This window comes from Komagataeibacter rhaeticus (assembly GCF_003207855.1).
GTDB classification, from domain to species: Bacteria; Pseudomonadota; Alphaproteobacteria; order Acetobacterales; family Acetobacteraceae; genus Komagataeibacter; species Komagataeibacter rhaeticus.
Window position 1 is genome coordinate 1 of sequence record NZ_NKTZ01000035.1, and the last position, 15,902, is coordinate 15,902.

A 15,902-nucleotide genomic window follows, 5' to 3' on the forward strand; every position below is an offset into this window, starting at 1 on the left:
GAACCATGTTCGGAAGAGCAGGCTTCGAACTCCTCAGGGCGCGTGTCCTTCAGCCCGCATAATCAAAAAACATCATCACGAAAAGTACGGAAGAACCTGCGAAGATGACGGGGGCAATACCCGATGTGTGTTCGATCTCCAGCACCTCGGCATTGCGGTAGGCCCCTATCGCCGCGTCGATCTGCCCGGTCAGCAGGGCGGTCACCATCTGGTAATTGACCTTGGTGACCGTGACATCGGAAATTGACAGGCCGGCGGAATGCAGCATGGCGGCCAGCAGGCTTTCCTCAACCCCGCTGACCGAAAGGCCGACGCGCCTGCCCTTCAGGTCGGCCAGGGTGCGGACGGACCCGTTGCCCATCGCGGCCACAACGTTGATCGGCCGGTCGATAAGCGTGCCAAAGCGCACCAGCGGCAGCCCCTGGTCCACCAGCAGGTTGATCTGCGTGCCATACCCCAGCGCCACATCCGCCTGACCGGCCGTGACCAGCCGGGCGGGGGAATCCGGGTCGGAGGGGGAGACCAGTTCCACATCCAGCCCCGCCCGCGTGAATGCCCCGCATTCCTGCGCGGCGAACAGCGCCGCGTGATTGACGTTGAGCAGCCAGTCCAGAATGACCGTAAGTTTTTCACCCCCCGCCGCGCGCGCGGGCGACAGCGGGACCCCGAGCGCGCCCATGGCAAGCGCGCTTCCGATAAAGCCGCGTCGGGGTAATAAGGGTGTCGAACTGGTCCTGCCGGCACGGCTGTCCCACCGCGCCGTCAAACCCGCATCCCGCCTTGCGGCATCCGTTCCTGATTGCTGGTTCATGTGCTGCCTTTTCTGTTCGTCCGGAGCGGTCGGCAAAAAGAACATTTCCCATAAAATGTATACACAGACATTACGGGTCGGCAATAACAAAACTGGCGCGCCCGGCGCGAAAACGCGAATACCTTGTTACAAAAAAGGGTAATTCGGAAAACGGCAGATTAATTTTTTCGAATCGATATCGAATCATGTTGCGTTACCGTTTTGACTTCGGCAATTTGTATACATGACCGATAATGACGCCCGCACCCACCGCCCCGCCCCCGGACAGGTCGACCTGCCGGGCCTGCGCATTTCCGGGCTGAGCCTGCAATACGGTTCACGTGCCATTTTCACCGATCTGGACCTGACGGTTCAGGGGGGTGAATTCGTTGTCCTGCTGGGTACGAGCGGCGTAGGCAAAAGCAGCCTGCTCAAGATCGTGGCCGGCCTGACGCGGGCCAGCACCGGCACGGTCACGGCCAGTGACGGGCGCCCCCTTGCCGGGCGCATCGCCTATATGGGCCAGCAGGATCTGCTTTATCCGTGGCTGACCGTTATCGAGAACGTCATGCTTGGCGCACGCCTGCGCGGTGAACGCCAGGAACCCGATCGCGCCCGTCACCTGCTTGGGCGGGTCTCGTTGCATGAACGGGCGAAGGCCCTGCCGTCAGAACTGTCCGGCGGCATGCGCCAGCGCGTTGCCATCGCGCGCACGCTTTATGAAAGCCATCCCTTCGTGCTGATGGATGAACCGTTTTCGGCGCTGGATACCTTCACGCGCGCGCAGGTGCAGGACCTGACCGCCGAGCTCCTGCAGGACCATACCGTCCTGCTCATCACCCACGATCCGCTTGAAGCCTGCCGCATCGGGCACCGGCTGGTGGTACTGAGCGGCCACCCCGCACGGCTGGGAGAACCGATACACGTGCCCGGCCCCACACCCCGCGCACCGGATGACGACGCACTGCTTCACATCCAGGGGCATCTGATGCGTATTCTCATGGAAGGACATCGCGCATGATCCTGACACTGGCAAGGCCGGTCGTCACGTTTGTGGTGCTGATCGGCGCATGGTGGGCGGCAACACGTCTGGCCAGCATTCCCTTCTACCTGCTGCCGCAGCCGCCCGCCGTGCTGCATGCGCTTTGGCAGCAGCGCGTATTGCTGGCCTCGGCCACGCTCACCACATTTTCCGAAATGGCGCTGGGGCTGGTCATCGGCACGATCCTGGGCAGCCTGTGCGCGCTGGCCATGGCCTTTTCGCCGCGCCTGCAGCGCTGGATCATGCCGCTGCTGCTGCTGAGCCAGGCCATACCCGCCTTTGCACTGGCGCCGCTTCTGGTACTGTGGTTCGGCTTTGGCATGGCCTCCAAGGTGGTCATGGCCACGATCGTCATTTTCTTTCCCGTTGCCGCCGCGTTTTCCGACGGATTGCGGCACACGGATCCCGGCTGGATGGATCTTGCCCACACGATGGAGGCCAGCCCCGGCGCCATCCTGCGCCATGTGCGGCTTCCTGCCGCCATGCCCGCCTTTGGCTCGGGGCTGCGTGTGGCCACGGCCATCGCGCCCATCGGGGCGATTGTGGGGGAGTGGGTCGGGGCTTCGGCCGGGCTTGGCTATGTCATGCTCAATGCCAATGCCCGCATCCAGACCGATGTCATGTTTGCCGCGCTGTTCGTGCTTGCGCTCATGACGGTCCTGATCTGGACGGTGGTGGACCGTGTGCTGCGCCACATCCTGTACTGGGCGCCCGACAGTAACGGAGCCGCCCGATGAAGGCGCCGCTACCGGATGCGGCCCCGACGTGGGCCTGCGCATCGGACAGGGCGGGGGATGTTGCCTTTTCATGGCGCATCCGCCGGGGTACGGGTGGTGCGCCCCCCCTTGTCCTGGTACATGGCATTGGTCCGGGCACGACGGGGCAGATCAATTTCGCGCCCCTGCTGGAGCGGCTGTCCGCGTGGCATGACGTGCATGTCATTGACCTGATCGGCTTTGGTGGGGCCATCCCGCCCGGCAGGACCTGTACTTTCGACGTGGACCTGTGGATCGAGCAGATCGGCAGGGTGCTGGACCATGCCGGGCCGGATGCGGTGCTGATCGGCAATTCGGTTGGTGGCGCGCTCGCGTTGCGCGTGGCGGCACGGCGCCCGGCCCTGCGCGGGGTGCTGGTGATCGGCGCGCCCGCCGGGCAGCAGCACGCGACACCCGCGCTGCGGGCGTTCTGGTCCGCCCCGGCTGACCGGGCGGCGCTGGCGGCGGCCATGCGTCCGATGACGGCCGATTGCGCCATCCCGTCTCCGATGGTGGTGGAGGCCCGCTGGCAGGCTGCGGGCGACAGCGCGCGCCGCGCCGCGTTCGCCGCCATGCTGGCCGATCCCGATGCCTGCCTGCGCGCGGCCGCCCTGCCCGCGCGGGAAGCCGCCGCCATACGCGTGCCCCTGCGGATCCTGCACGGACTGCTTGACCGCGCCTGCCCGCCCGGCCCCATGGCCCGGCTGGTGCTGGACCATATGCCCCATGCCGATCTTGTCCTTCTGGGCGATTGCGGCCACGCCATCATGTCCGAACGGGCAGCGGATGTGGATGCAGCGCTTTCCCTTCTTCTAGCCACCGGATATGCCGCATGAGAACCATCCTTAAATGCGGGCGCGTCTTTATCGGTACGGACTCCACCTACCGGCATGATCAGGCGCTGGTCATCGAAGGCGAACGGATCGTCGCGCTACATCCCTTCGCATCCCTTCCCGCCCCGGCGCCCGATGATGTGGTGATCGACTACAGCCACCACCTTGTCATGCCGGGGCTGAGCGACCTGCATACCCATCTTTCCTATGGCAATGCCCGGTCGGAAGAGGAAGTCGATCTTTATCCAAACCTGGAATACCGAGCAATCCGTGCCCTGGCGGCGGCACAGCGCATGCTTGCGGCCGGTTTTACCAGCCTGCTTGATCCTGCCTGCGCGGGGCTGGTTACGCCGTCGTTGCGCAACGCGCTTTATGTGGGGATGTTCCAGGGGCCGCGGATCACCGCGGCCGGAGCGGCGCTGACATCCCGCCAGGGCCTGTATGACTACTATCCGTCATGGATCGGCTGCCCACCCTGTTCCACGGGGCGGCTGGTGACATCGCTGCCCGATGCGATTGAAGCCATCCGGCAGCAGACCAAAGATGGCGTCGATATCATCAAGATCGCGATGGATGGGATACAGGGCGGCAATTCGGGCGGTCTGTACGCAACTTTCACACAAGAAGAGACCACCGCGATGGTCAGGGAGGCCCACCGCCTTGGCCGCCGGGTCGCCATCCATGCCCGTGGGCGGGAGGGCGTGCTCTATTCCGCCCGCGCGGGTGTGGATATCCTCTATCATGCCTCCCGCATTGATGATGAGGGCGTGCGTGCCGCGGCGGGGGAAGGCTGCGCGATCTGCCCCTCCCTGCTCATGCTGGTCAACAACATCCAGTATGCCCGGCCCGATGACCCGTCCTATGACTGGTGGCCCAACGTGCAGCGCCAGGAACTGGCGGAAGCAACCGACAACCTGCGCCGTGCCTATGATGCGGGTGTGCCGATCCTGAGCGGATCGGAAAGCGGGTTTTCCATGACGCCATACGGCGAATGGGCAACCCGCGAACTCTCGATCCTGGTCAGATTCCTTGGCATGCCCACCGATGAGGTACTGCGCACCGCGACGCACCGTAACCGCAGCCTGCTGCGGGGTGGCAGGGAATTCGACAGTATCGCCCCGGGCAAGCTGGCCGACCTGCTTGTCGTTGACGCCGACCCGCTGGCCGACATCACGCAGCTTGAAGAGCGTAAGCGCATCATGGACATCTGGCTTGGTGGCAGGCGTGTCGTGCTGCCTGACATGCCAGTGGAGATACCACGCCACCCCTGTGAGAACGCACAGGGCTACTGGACACGTCTGTACACGCGTGAATCCACCGGCCATACCCCGATGCAGCTGCCGTAATGCTTTCCCGCCAATCCGGACTGACCCATACGGAGTATCCTTCATGACCGCACCTGCCGGGGCTGACGCCCTGTCATGCTATACTTTCCCCGCGGCCGACTGCAGTCGCATACCATACGGCATGTACCGCGACCCTGATGTATTCGAACTGGAACAGGAACGTATCTTTCGCGGCCCGATATGGAACTACCTTGCGCTGGAAGCGGAAATTCCCGATCCGGGTGACTACCGCCTGATCGCGGTGGGCGATACGCCGGTTATCGTCAATCGTGCGCGCGATGGCAGCCTGCACGCGCTGGTCAACCGTTGCAGCCACCGTGGCGCGGAAGTGCAGCGCAACCTGCACGGCAACACCAAGGTGCATACCTGCTGCTACCACCAGTGGTCCTTTGACCTGACCGGCAAACTGATTGGCGTGCCCTTCCAGAAGGGGATCAAGGGTGTCGGCGGCCTGCCGGCCGATTTCGACAAGGCCTGCCACAATCTGCAGCGCCTGCGGGTTGAGACGATGAATGGCGCCATTTTCGGCACGTTCTGCGACGAGACCCCGCCGCTGGAGGATTATCTGGGGCCGGTCTTCAGCCATCAGGTCAGGCGGCTGTTCCACAAGCCCGTCAGGGTTCTGGGCTATCAGCGCCAGAGAATTTTCGGCAACTGGAAGCTCTATACGGACAATCTGCGTGACCCCAACCATGGCGGCCTGCTGCACATGTTCCAGATCACCTTCGGCATCGCGCGCCTGAGCGGCACCGGCGGCGCGCGGGTGGATGCGGACGGGAAGCACAACCTGTCCTGGGCCTCGCAGGGCGGGCGCACAGCACAGGAAGACGGTGCCGAAGGGGGATATGCCGGGACGGACCGGGGCGACATGAACATCAGGCTGAAGGACCCCTCCCTCCTGCGCTATCACAAGGAATTCCCCGATGACCTGACACTTGCGGTCACGTCGCTGTTCGCCAATGCCGCGCTGCAGCAGATCGGCAATACCCTGGCCGTGCGCCAGCTGCGCCCCCGCTCGGCAGATGAGTTCGAGATCGTCTCGACCTTCTTCGGTTATGAGGATGATGATGAGGCCATGACACGCCACCGCCTGCGCAAGGCCAACCTGGCCGGTCCGGCGGGACTGGTCTCGATGGAGGATGGCGAGGCGGTGGAACTGGTCCATCGCGCCATCGTGCGTGATATGGACAAGCATTCCATAGTCGAGTTCGGCGGCCGGGGCCCGGTCGTTGACCAGGAAAACCTGATCAGTGACGTGCCCATGCGCGGGTTCTGGATCTATTACTGCAAGCTTATGGGTATCAGGGCGGGAGAGACGGCATGACAGGCACCCCCCGTGGCGTCTCGCCCGAAATGCATCTGGAAGTCACGATGCTGTTCGAGGAATATGGCCGCCTTCTGGACGCGGACAGCCTGGAAGAGTGGACGACCCTGTTCGTGCCCGACTGCCGCTACGAAATCATGAGCCGGGAGAACATCGAGCAGAACCTGCCCCTGTCGCTCATGCTGTGCGACAGCCGCGACATGCTGGATGACCGCGTGTATTCCCTGCGTGAAGCCAACGTCTTCAACATTCATTATGACTGCCACCTCATCGGTCCGGTGCGGGTAACGCCGCAGGGCGATGGCTGGGCCGCCACGGCCGCGTATTCCCTGTTCCAGTCCATCCAGGCGGGGGAGACGCGCCTGTTCAGTGTCGGGCGCTATCATGCCGAACTCAGGCGCGTGGACAACGTGCTGCGGATTGTCAGGATGCGGGTCGTGGTCGATACCGGTGCCATCCTGACCCTGCTGGCCACGCCGATATGATGCCCCGTGCCCTCTGCCCTTCCGGCCTGTCCGTGCCGGTGGGGCCTTATTCGCATGCCGTCCTGGCGGGGGGGCTGATCCACGTCTCGGGCCTGCTGTCCCTGGATGGGGATGGCAGGCTGGTGGGCGCGGGGGATGCGGCAGCCCAAGCGCGGCATATCTTCGGCCTGCTGGAGCGCATTCTGGCAGGTTCCGGATCGGACCTGCGGCATGTGGTCAAGCTCACCTTTTTCCTGACCGACCTGCGCGACCGCTGTGCCCTCAATCAGGTCCGTTCCGAAATCTTTGACGAATGGCGCCCCGCCAGCACGCTGGTACAGGTGGCGGGCCTGATCGGTGACGGCACCCTGATGGAAATCGAGGCCATCGCAACCCTAGCTGAAAGCCCAGTTTCATGACCCTCCCATCCATCTGCTATCCTCTGGCTGTCGGAGACGGCTTTACCCGTATCATCGAGGCCGGGACCGGTCCCGCCATCCTGTTCATTCATGGTCTGGGCGCCCGTGCCGACCGCTGGCGCACCACGGTCGAACGTATTGGCGCGCTGGGTTTCCGCGCCATTGCCTGTGACCTGCCGGGCCATGGCTTTGCCAGTAAGGAAGCGACGGCGCCCGCGACCGTTCCCGCCATTGCCGATTACATCGTGCAGGTCATGGACAGGCTGGATGTCCCCTCCGCACCGCTTGTGGGCACATCGCTTGGGGCGCATATCGCAGCCTATGCGGCCTGCACCGCGCCGGGGCGCGTGCCGGGCCTTGTCCTGGTCGGGGCGCTGGGCGTTGTGCCGATCAGTCAGGAAGTGGCGGAGACCATCAGCCGCAATGTCCGGGTACAGGACAAAGGCCTGTTTGAAAACAAGCTGAAATTCGTCCTGTACGATCCATCGGGAATTACCCCCGCGATGATCGAGGAAGAATGGCGGATCAATACCTTCCCCGGCGCGGGGGCGGCCTTTGGCCGACTGGGGGACTATCTGGTCAACGGTATTTCCGCCGATTATGTGGCAGGCCGTCTGTGCGCGCTCTACCCGCCGGACAAGATGCTGCTGGTATGGGGCAAGCAGGACAGGGCCGTGCCGCCCGAAGTGGGTGAAGCCTGTCGCACCGCACTGGGTGGGCCGGAACTGGTGTTTATCGACAGGTCGAATCATGTGCCGTATCTGGAGCAGCCCGAAGCGTTTGATGCGGTCGTCGTGCCCCACCTGTGCCGTCTTCTTTCCGGCGCGTCATAAGGTGTTGCGGGCAGGGAATGCCCTTCCCTGCCCGCCTGCCTCACGGCATCAGCACGACACGGCCCGGCAACTCGCCGGCCTGCACTTCAGCCAGCGCCGTCTCGAATTCCTCAAGTCCGTGCCGGCGGGCCACGGGGGACTGGATGACACCACGCGCCAGCAGGTCGATTGCTTCGTACAGGTCCTCAAGCGATGAGCCGACCGACCCGCGCACGGTAATTTCACGCACGATCAACTCAACGGGATGAACATGAAAATCCTCGGCTGTATAACCGATCATGACCATCCGGCCCCGGCGGCGCAGCATGGTCACGGCGGCCTTCATCGTGGCGCTGGTGCCGACCAGTTCAAAAACGACGTCCGCTCCCTCCCCGGTAATTTCCGCTACACGCGCCGCCACGTCGGGCACTTCGGCCGCATCAATCGTGTATTCCGCGCCAAGCTGGCGGGCCAGCGCCATCCGTTCGGCCCCCATGCCTATGGCAATGACCCGGCCACCCGCATAGCGCGCGTACTGCACCACCGCCATGCCAACCCCGCCCGCGCCATTGATGACCACCCATTCACCAGGGTGGATTTCAGCCATCCGGCCCGCATGGACCGCGGTGGAACCCGCGCAGCCCATGGGTGCGGCTTCCGCCAGGTCAACGTTGTCCGGCAGCGGCACGCAGTTGCGCAGCGGCACCACGATGTTCTCGGCATAGCCGCCATCGCTCGAAAATCCGGGCTGGGCCTTGGGTGTAGGGCACAGATATTCCTCCCCGTTGCGGCAGTACCGGCACAGGCCACAGCCGATATAGTAATAGATGACCACGCGGCGGCCCAGCCAGTGCGCCGGCACGCCATCGCCACAGGCTTCGATGGTGCCTGCAATTTCGTGACCGACGGTAAAATCCCTTTTCCCCAGATCAAGCAGGCCGTCGCGCAGATGCAGGTCGGTCCGGCATACGCCACATGCGGCAATGCGCACCCGTACCTGATCCGCCATGGGGGACGGCACGGAAACCGCACGCAGAGAAAACGGGCGCCCAGGCGCCATGAAGCGAACGGAACGCATGGTTTTGCAGTCATTCATCAATGTTTTCTCCATCAACACAGGAATTGTAAATATAAAATGAAAATATATCAATACTTATATCAGTATAAATTCATATATGCAATATTTATATATTTATAAATTTGGTTTTATAGGATATATGTGCATTATATTTTTAATATTATTATATAATTTTAATTCATATCGTGATGTATATTTAATACTGTAAGCAGAACCCTCCTGACCGAGAGCGGAGCGCTGCGCCTGTCCTTCAGGCGCGCCACCGGAACAGGGCTATGCGGCGGCCGCAACGGATTCCCGGCCGGAAGGCCGTCCACCCGCATCGTGACCGCATGGAAATTCATGATCCCGCCTGACGGGATAACGCCATAACATGCCTTCGTGCAGTCGGCATGCCGCACCGGAAAGGACGGAGCGGCCACGCGGCCTGTCATGGCCTGAAGCGGTGCGGAATGCGGCCGTAATGCAGGGACGGCCACGTTCGCGGCATCAGGCGGGCATGTCGAGATGCAGTACGGTGCGCTGTGCGGGACTTTGCGCGATGACCCTGCCTGAGCGGATCACATACAGGCGGGTCGGGCGCAGCCGCAGTGCCTCGATCGGGGAGGTCGCCTGCAGTACCACCATATCCGCCCGCCGCCCCACCGCCAGCCCATATCCTTCCAGCCGCATGATGCGGGCCGCGGTTTCCGTGACCGCCCGGTAGCAGTCCAGCAGTTCATCCTCGCCGGTCATGTGACCGACATGTGCCCCCATGGAGGCCACTTCCAGCATGTCATGGCTGCCAAGCCGGTACCAGGGGTCCATGACGCAGTCATGCCCGAACCCGACAGGTACGCCCGCCTGGACAAGTTCGCGGATCCGCGCAAGGCCCCGCCGCTTGGGATAGGTATCGTAGCGTCCCTGCAATGTGATGTTGATCAGCGGATTTGCGATAACCCCCATACCGGCTTCCGCCAGCAGGCCAACCAGCTTGCCGGCATAGGCATTATCGACCGAATGCATCGACGTAAGATGGGACCCGGCCACCCTGCCCTGCAGGCCATGGCGGATGGTGCACGCCGCCATGGTCTCGGCATGGCGGGAGGATGCGTCATCGGTCTCGTCACAATGCATGTCGACATCCAGCCCCCGTTCTGCCGCAATGCGGAACAGCGCTTCGATCGACTGCGTGCCTTCGGCGGTGGTCCGTTCGAAATGCGGGATGCCACCAACCAGATCCACCCCCATATCCAGCGCCCGTTCAAGGCGCGCCGCAGCCTGTGGCATCCGGAAATAGCCATCCTGCGGGAACGCGACAAGCTGGATGTCAAGCCAGGGCTTCATGTCCCTTTGCAACGCCAGCAGGGCCCGCACGGCGCGGGGTTCTTCCGGGCTGGTGTCAACATGGCTGCGTATAGCCAGGTTTCCCTTGGCAATCGCCATTTCACACAGGCGCTTCGCCCGGTTGTAGATGTCCTCCTCGGTCAGGGTCGGCTTCAGTTCTTTCCAGATGGCAATGCCTTCGGCCAGTGTTCCGCTCGTATTGTGGCGTATGATCCCGGCCGTCAGCGTGGAATCGAGATGGAAATGGGCATCCACGAACGGGGGTGAGACAAGGTTGCCGCCCACGTCGATCCTCTGCCCGGCCTGACCCGTGAAGTTTGGCCCCAGGTGGGCGATCCGCCCATCACGGACCGCGATGTCGGTGCGCGAACCGTCGGGCAATGTGGCGTTGGCAAGGACGAGATCCATCATGTCTGGTCAGCCTTCGTGCTGGTCGGGCGGAAACGGCGCGCCTGCTGGCGCAGGATAAGATACTGGCCGCCTGCGGCCAGCGCGAAACCGACAAGATAGCCAATATCGGCCCCCTGCAGCATATGGGCGACAGGGCTGGTGTACAGGGGCGTGGACGAAAACATGAGGATCGTGATCCCCGTCACGGCCACGAACAGGGTTGCGGACGGGCTCCAGCCCGGCGGTGTCGTCATGCGGCCTTGTTGCAGGCAGGGCGGGCGGGCGTACCAGTCCGTCAGCACGATGCCGCACCACGGGGCGATCCAGTACAGCGCCATGAGCAGGGCATTTTCATACAGGGTGGTAAAGCGCCCTTCCCCCATTACGGCCAGCATATAGGCCAGTCCGGCGGTCAGTACGGCGCTCAGCGGCCGGGGAATCCTTGAGCCGGCCGAGATCAGGGCATAGGCGGCCGTGTTGTCATTGGCCGCGTTGATGGCAATGGACGACAGTGCAATGGCCGCAAGGGCGACAGGTGCCAGCGGCCCCATCCAGGTCTGCAGGGAAAGAATGACGGATTCAGGCGAAGGGCTTGCAATCATGGCGCCTGTCAGCAGCCCGAAACTTTCCATAAGCATGGCGGAACTGAATATGCCGCCAAAAGTCAGGGCAAAGACCTTGCCCCGTCCCGTATGGCGCGAAACATAACGGGTGTAATCCGAGGCATAGGCGGTCCATGCCAGCGTGAAACTGCTGGTTGCCCCCAGTGCCAGCAGGATATGGGCGGCATCTGCTGGCTGCGGCATGGCCGCAGGCCCGCCCTGCGGCCGGTGCGTGACGGCCATCCATCCGCTGAATGCAAAGGCGGCCAGCAGAATCCAGCCAAGATATTTTTCAATGGTCTGCACGGTATCATGCCCGGCGGCGCTGGCCAGCAGCTGCGCCAGTGCCAGTGCCGCCATTGCCAGCCAGAAAGGCACCTCGATCCCCCCGATCCGGGCCAGAAGAATCAGTGCTATGGCGGATGGCACGTTATTGACCGCATCCCAGCCAATACAGTTCACCCAGTTGATGAGCGCAGGCAGCCGCTTGCCCGTGCTGCCGAAGGAAAACCGCGAGGCCTCCATCTGCGGCAGGCCGGTATCGGGCCCCATGGCCGCGCAGGCGGCAACCGGTAGCGCGCCGAGCACATTGCCTGCCAGCACCACCACGAACGCGCGCCAGCCGCTCAGCCCCAGGCTGACGACCAGCACGCCGATAACCCAGGCCGCCGGGGCAAGGTTGGGTGAGAAATGGCTCCAGAATATCCGGTCCGGCGCCATGGTCTGCAATGCCGGTGGCACCGGACGCTCCACGGTTTCCGGACCGCTTCCTTCTATCCTTGCCACGGAATTCGGTTCGCCTGTGTCATGACTGTCGTCCCGGAACAGTATGGAGGGGAAGCCGGCATGACAATGACACACCTGCGCACAAGGCTGTCATTGCCATCCCCGGGCATGGTGCAGGCCGCCTTCATGTCAACCGGATGACCCTGCCGCGCCATGACGGGCGCGTGCGGCCTGCCAGTTGGCCTGCCGTATGCGGGCGGCGGCCTCGTCATACAGAAAGGTCAGGCATGCAAAACGCTGCCCCTGCGTAACGGGGTCGACCCTGTGCATGAGACCGCATGAAAACACGAGTGCACCACCCGCCGGTGGCGCAAGACCGCGTGGGCTGAATTCGGGAAACGTGACCTGGCCGCCGGCAAAGGCGTCGTTCAGATTGATGGATACGGCAAAGCGCCGGTGGGCGGCGGCGGTCAGGGTATCGTCACGGTGGGGGCCGAACCGGCCACGTTCATGTGCCGCGTAGCAGGCAATGATCAGGCGCTCCAGCCGTGTCGCATTGAACTGGAATACCTTGCGTATTTCCGGCACGATGCGCCGGGTTATGCGCAGTTGCACCTGATCGATCAGGTGCGCGTCCTCTATCGGGCAGTCACGGCGGCGCTTGAACTGTGAATCGAGCACGGGCACCGAGCGGCCGGGCGCGTTCTCCATGAATATGCCCGACGGGCGCGAACCCTTTTCCGTATAATACCGCATGAGCCGGTCACAGAATTCGGGCTCGAATACATCCGACAGGATCAGCGCGGGAACCGGGCCGGATGTCTCGCGCATCATCATGGCGGGAATGGCGGCCAGTATGGCCAGAATCTCGTCAATCACCTGCGGGGTGTGGGGAAACACGGCGCGGACACGCAGCAGGGGATCGACCAGCAGCCAGAAGGGGCGCGTGTCGGGGCCGAACCCGTAAAGGCTGCTGACCTTGCGGTCCGTATCCCAGAAGAACCGTATTCCGGCATTGGATGACAGTGCATCCAGCCGCCCGACATCCCGCGGGTCGTTTGTGATACCGAAGAACAGGGTATGGATGCTGTCGATCCGGCCGTCCTGTGCCGCTAGGCGTGACAGGCTGGAGGCGACATCCGCCTGCGCGCCCGAATGAAAGAAGAAGAGGACGCTGTAACGTCCGGCCGCCTTGTCGAAATGGTAGTCGCCATGGGCATCGGATCCCTTCTGCACGAACCAGGGTGCGGGGTCTCCTACCAAAATGGATGGACTTGCAGACATGAGGACCTGCTCTACTTCTTGCCATGTTCGTATCGCGCCCGGCGTTACTAGCATGGATCAGGGGGATGAGACACATCGGGGTCGATACATGTTGTACATGTGTCTCATGTTCAAAAATTTTGTACGGGCAGAAAGATATTGTCTTAAAAGGACGAGGCCGCGCTGATACGTTGCGGTGATACAATAAAAAACGGCCGTTATCAGTAAAGGGTAAAACCATTGATCAGCTGGCGTATCACAAAAATTCTGGCGGCCAGTACCGCCCTGTCCACCATCGGCATGGCACAGAGCGTGACCACCCGCGCCCAGACCGCGGCCGTAGCCCCGCACGCGCGTACCCATGGTAGCGCAAACCACATGTCGCCCCCCGCCACCAGGGCAAGGCCCACGACGGGCACCGCCCCCACGAACGGTGTCGAGGCAAAGCCCGTTGCCGAGACCATCCATGTCACCAGCAGCGGCGTAAGCGCCGATGGCGTGACCGGCCGGGCCATGGGCGGCGGCCTGATGCATCGCGAGACGGAGGCCAAGTCCCAGACCACGGTCAGCCGCGACTTCATCTCGAAGCTGGCCCCCGCGACATCCGCGGCACAGATGCTGCAGTTCGCACCCGGCGCCAACATCGCCTCTTCTGATCCGTTCGGCCTGTCCGACGCCACATCCATCAATGTCCGTGGCATGCAGCAGTCTGAAATCGGGTACCTGTATGAAGGGGCCCCCATCGCGGACGTTGACACCTATACCCCCTATACGACGGAATGGGGCGATACCGAAAACTACCAGGAAGTCCAGCTCTCGCAGGGGCAGTCGGACATCAACGCACCGCTGGCCAATGCCACGGCGGGTACGATGAACGTCAGGACGATCAACCCTTCCCATCATTATGGTGGCCTGGTTGACTATTCATATGGCTCGCACCGCACGAATCGTGAATTCATCCGGCTGGAAACCGGCGATATCGGCAATACGGGCCTGCGCGGCTATATCTCGTATTCCAATGCGACATGGGATGTGTGGCGTGGCTACGGTGCGGGGCAGCGCCGTCATATCGATTCCAAATTCATCAAGGAATGGGGCGACGGCAACTCGGTCAGCTTTGTCGAGGCCTATAACGAAAACAATACGCCCAGCTATACCTATCCCAGCATGTCGGACTGGCAGCAGGGCGGTATCAAGGGTCTGAGCGAGTATACGGGGGATAAATCCGACCCTTCCACCTACTGGAAAAGCGCGGAAGGGGGATGGAGCAACCTGATCCTTGTCATGCCCATGCATTTCAAGCTGTCGGATCGCTGGAAACTGCATGTCTCGCCCTATTTCTATTACGGCGCGGGCGGCGGCGGTTATGGCTCGTCCTTTCCCGCAACGGCATCGAGCTTCTATTCGGGCACGGAAACCGTGGCCCAGGCCTATCCCGGGCAGTCCATCGCCCTTCCCTATGCGAACCAGGTATCCGATGGGTATTTCAACGGGCAGGCCTATTATACCGAGATCGAATTCCATCCCGGTATCAATGCATCGGTGGATTTCAGGGCAGACCGCCACAACAAGCTGACCCTTGGCTGGTGGTATGACTACAATGATGATTATGAAAGCGAGACATATTCCCAGTATGGTACTGACGGATCGCCCAACAGCGTATGGGGCAGCGGCAAGCTGCGCACATCGGGCGGGAATATCCTGTATGGCGTGAACTATCACCTCATTACACAGACGAACGGCATCTATTTCGGTGACTCGGCCTCATATCTCAATGACAGGCTGAAGCTGAGCGCGGGCTTCCGTGAAGTCATCGTCAACCGTGGTGGCACCAACAACCTGCCGGGGGCCGGGTCCAGTAGCGACTTTCCCTATCGTGTCGGCATGAATACCGCCGTGCCGGAACCCCGTGTGTCGGCCAGCTACAAGATCAACCCGCATGACCAGATCTATATTTCCGGCACCACGAATTTCAAGATGCCATCGGCTTCCACCTATTTCAGGGGTTTCTACAACAACCCGTGGGATGGAACGGGTTACCCCGGCGGGTACAATACCAAGAACGAATATGCCATTACGGAAGAACTGGGCTTCCGCCACTATGGCTCGCTGCTGAACTTTGCCGTATCGCTCTACAACATCAATATTACCAATCGTAACCTCAATTCGGTCATCAACATGGGTAGCGGTGCGAATACAGTAGCCTACCAGACCACGCTTAATGGTGGCGGCAATACGCTGCGTGGCGCGGACATGGAATTCAGTACGCGCCCATGGCATCATTTCTCGCCCTACGTTTCCGCATCCTACCTGCATGCGTCGGAAGACAATGACGTGTCGGTCGTCACCGAAAATGGCGCCATCTCGACAATCCATACAAAAGGCAAGACAGCGGTGCTGGCCCCCGAATGGATGGTCAATGCGGCACTGAACTACGATGATGGCCATATTTTCGGCAGCATGCGTTACCACTGGACCGCAAGGCAGTGGGCTGACGAAATGAACACGGAAGCACTGCCCGCCCATGGTCAGCTTGATCTGACACTTGGTTACCGCATGAACAATGTATGGTACCTCAAGCATCCCCAGATTCAGCTGAACAGAGGTGGTCCCGTCCGTTCGGACAGTTTTGCGGGCTTGATAAGCTATACCCGGTTGTTGTTATGCCGCCCTTCTGACGGCGTTGCTGTTGGCCATCTGGTCCGGGGTTAACCCCGGACCAGATGGCGTCG

At 62.0% G+C, this 15,902-nt stretch carries 13 protein-coding genes and 1 pseudogene; 9 read left to right on the top strand and 5 right to left on the bottom strand.

Annotated features, from left to right (window positions below; genetic code table 11):
• Positions 1–49: 49 nt before the first annotated feature.
• Positions 50–679: an ABC transporter substrate-binding protein gene (locus CFR78_RS15125; RefSeq protein WP_258366189.1), complete on the bottom strand. Its 630-nt coding sequence runs from the start codon at positions 677–679 to the stop codon at positions 50–52.
• A gap of 355 nt (positions 680–1,034) precedes the next feature.
• Here CFR78_RS15125 and CFR78_RS15130 point away from each other — a divergent pair, with 355 nt between their 5' ends.
• Genes CFR78_RS15130 through CFR78_RS15165 form a run of 8 tightly spaced genes read left to right on the top strand, consistent with a single transcriptional unit; the run spans position 1,035 to position 7,806 of the window.
• Entirely contained in the window at positions 1,035–1,811 is a 777-nt protein-coding gene (locus CFR78_RS15130; RefSeq protein ID WP_051672086.1) for an ABC transporter ATP-binding protein, read from the top strand.
• Positions 1,808–2,569 carry an ABC transporter permease gene (locus tag CFR78_RS15135; protein WP_110581326.1) on the top strand — a complete coding sequence of 254 codons (762 nt, stop codon included), beginning with the start codon at positions 1,808–1,810 and terminating at the stop codon, positions 2,567–2,569. The genes CFR78_RS15130 and CFR78_RS15135 overlap by 4 nt, the downstream gene beginning before the upstream one ends.
• A complete protein-coding gene (locus tag CFR78_RS15140; RefSeq protein ID WP_034931291.1) occupies positions 2,566–3,423 on the top strand; it encodes an alpha/beta fold hydrolase in 858 nt (285 codons plus the stop codon). Before CFR78_RS15135 ends, CFR78_RS15140 begins: the two co-directional genes overlap by 4 nt.
• Entirely contained in the window at positions 3,420–4,766 is a 1,347-nt protein-coding gene (locus CFR78_RS15145; protein WP_007398632.1) for a metal-dependent hydrolase family protein, read from the top strand. Before CFR78_RS15140 ends, CFR78_RS15145 begins: the two co-directional genes overlap by 4 nt.
• Before the next feature lie 43 nt (positions 4,767–4,809).
• Positions 4,810–6,090, top strand: a complete 1,281-nt coding sequence (locus CFR78_RS15150; RefSeq protein WP_051672085.1) for a Rieske 2Fe-2S domain-containing protein — start codon at positions 4,810–4,812, stop codon at positions 6,088–6,090.
• Positions 6,087–6,575, top strand: coding sequence for an aromatic-ring-hydroxylating dioxygenase subunit beta (locus CFR78_RS15155; protein ID WP_051672084.1), 489 nt, complete (start codon positions 6,087–6,089; stop codon positions 6,573–6,575). Before CFR78_RS15150 ends, CFR78_RS15155 begins: the two co-directional genes overlap by 4 nt.
• Positions 6,572–6,973 carry a RidA family protein gene (locus CFR78_RS15160; RefSeq protein ID WP_034931286.1) on the top strand — a complete coding sequence of 134 codons (402 nt, stop codon included), beginning with the start codon at positions 6,572–6,574 and terminating at the stop codon, positions 6,971–6,973. The genes CFR78_RS15155 and CFR78_RS15160 overlap by 4 nt, the downstream gene beginning before the upstream one ends.
• Positions 6,970–7,806 carry an alpha/beta fold hydrolase gene (locus CFR78_RS15165; RefSeq protein ID WP_034931283.1) on the top strand — a complete coding sequence of 279 codons (837 nt, stop codon included), beginning with the start codon at positions 6,970–6,972 and terminating at the stop codon, positions 7,804–7,806. Before CFR78_RS15160 ends, CFR78_RS15165 begins: the two co-directional genes overlap by 4 nt.
• Positions 7,807–7,846: 40 nt before the next feature.
• On the opposite strand, the gene CFR78_RS15170 is transcribed toward CFR78_RS15165, so the two are convergent.
• The 4 genes from CFR78_RS15170 to CFR78_RS15185 form a co-directional block, all read right to left on the bottom strand.
• Positions 7,847–8,863: an alcohol dehydrogenase catalytic domain-containing protein gene (locus tag CFR78_RS15170; protein WP_258366191.1), complete on the bottom strand. Its 1,017-nt coding sequence runs from the start codon at positions 8,861–8,863 to the stop codon at positions 7,847–7,849.
• 489 nt (positions 8,864–9,352) lie between these two features.
• Positions 9,353–10,600, bottom strand: a complete 1,248-nt coding sequence (locus CFR78_RS15175; RefSeq protein WP_110581328.1) for a cytosine deaminase — start codon at positions 10,598–10,600, stop codon at positions 9,353–9,355.
• A complete protein-coding gene (locus CFR78_RS15180) occupies positions 10,597–11,934 on the bottom strand; it encodes a purine-cytosine permease family protein (RefSeq protein ID WP_338075352.1) in 1,338 nt (445 codons plus the stop codon). The genes CFR78_RS15175 and CFR78_RS15180 overlap by 4 nt, the downstream gene beginning before the upstream one ends.
• Before the next feature lie 162 nt (positions 11,935–12,096).
• Positions 12,097–13,143, bottom strand: a complete 1,047-nt coding sequence (locus CFR78_RS15185) for a 2OG-Fe(II) oxygenase (protein ID WP_240471416.1) — start codon at positions 13,141–13,143, stop codon at positions 12,097–12,099.
• Between the two features lie 555 nt (positions 13,144–13,698).
• Here CFR78_RS15185 and CFR78_RS15190 point away from each other — a divergent pair.
• Positions 13,699–15,750: pseudogene (locus CFR78_RS15190) on the top strand (TonB-dependent receptor); the annotation flags it as partial.
• Positions 15,751–15,902 lie beyond the last annotated feature (152 nt).

What these genes read in the sequence shown, in the direction of transcription:
- CFR78_RS15175 (WP_110581328.1), bottom strand. Translation starts at nt 10,600, where the DNA reads ATGATGGATCTCGTCCTTGCCAACGCCACATTGCCCGACGGTTCGCGC.
- CFR78_RS15155 (WP_051672084.1), top strand. Translation starts at nt 6,087, where the DNA reads ATGACAGGCACCCCCCGTGGCGTCTCGCCCGAAATGCATCTGGAAGTC.
- CFR78_RS15130 (WP_051672086.1), top strand. Translation starts at nt 1,035, where the DNA reads ATGACCGATAATGACGCCCGCACCCACCGCCCCGCCCCCGGACAGGTC.
- CFR78_RS15125 (WP_258366189.1), bottom strand. Translation starts at nt 679, where the DNA reads ATGGGCGCGCTCGGGGTCCCGCTGTCGCCCGCGCGCGCGGCGGGGGGT.
- CFR78_RS15135 (WP_110581326.1), top strand. Translation starts at nt 1,808, where the DNA reads ATGATCCTGACACTGGCAAGGCCGGTCGTCACGTTTGTGGTGCTGATC.
- CFR78_RS15165 (WP_034931283.1), top strand. Translation starts at nt 6,970, where the DNA reads ATGACCCTCCCATCCATCTGCTATCCTCTGGCTGTCGGAGACGGCTTT.
- CFR78_RS15145 (WP_007398632.1), top strand. Translation starts at nt 3,420, where the DNA reads ATGAGAACCATCCTTAAATGCGGGCGCGTCTTTATCGGTACGGACTCC.
- CFR78_RS15170 (WP_258366191.1), bottom strand. Translation starts at nt 8,863, where the DNA reads ATGCGTTCCGTTCGCTTCATGGCGCCTGGGCGCCCGTTTTCTCTGCGT.
- CFR78_RS15140 (WP_034931291.1), top strand. Translation starts at nt 2,566, where the DNA reads ATGAAGGCGCCGCTACCGGATGCGGCCCCGACGTGGGCCTGCGCATCG.
- CFR78_RS15160 (WP_034931286.1), top strand. Translation starts at nt 6,572, where the DNA reads ATGATGCCCCGTGCCCTCTGCCCTTCCGGCCTGTCCGTGCCGGTGGGG.
- CFR78_RS15150 (WP_051672085.1), top strand. Translation starts at nt 4,810, where the DNA reads ATGACCGCACCTGCCGGGGCTGACGCCCTGTCATGCTATACTTTCCCC.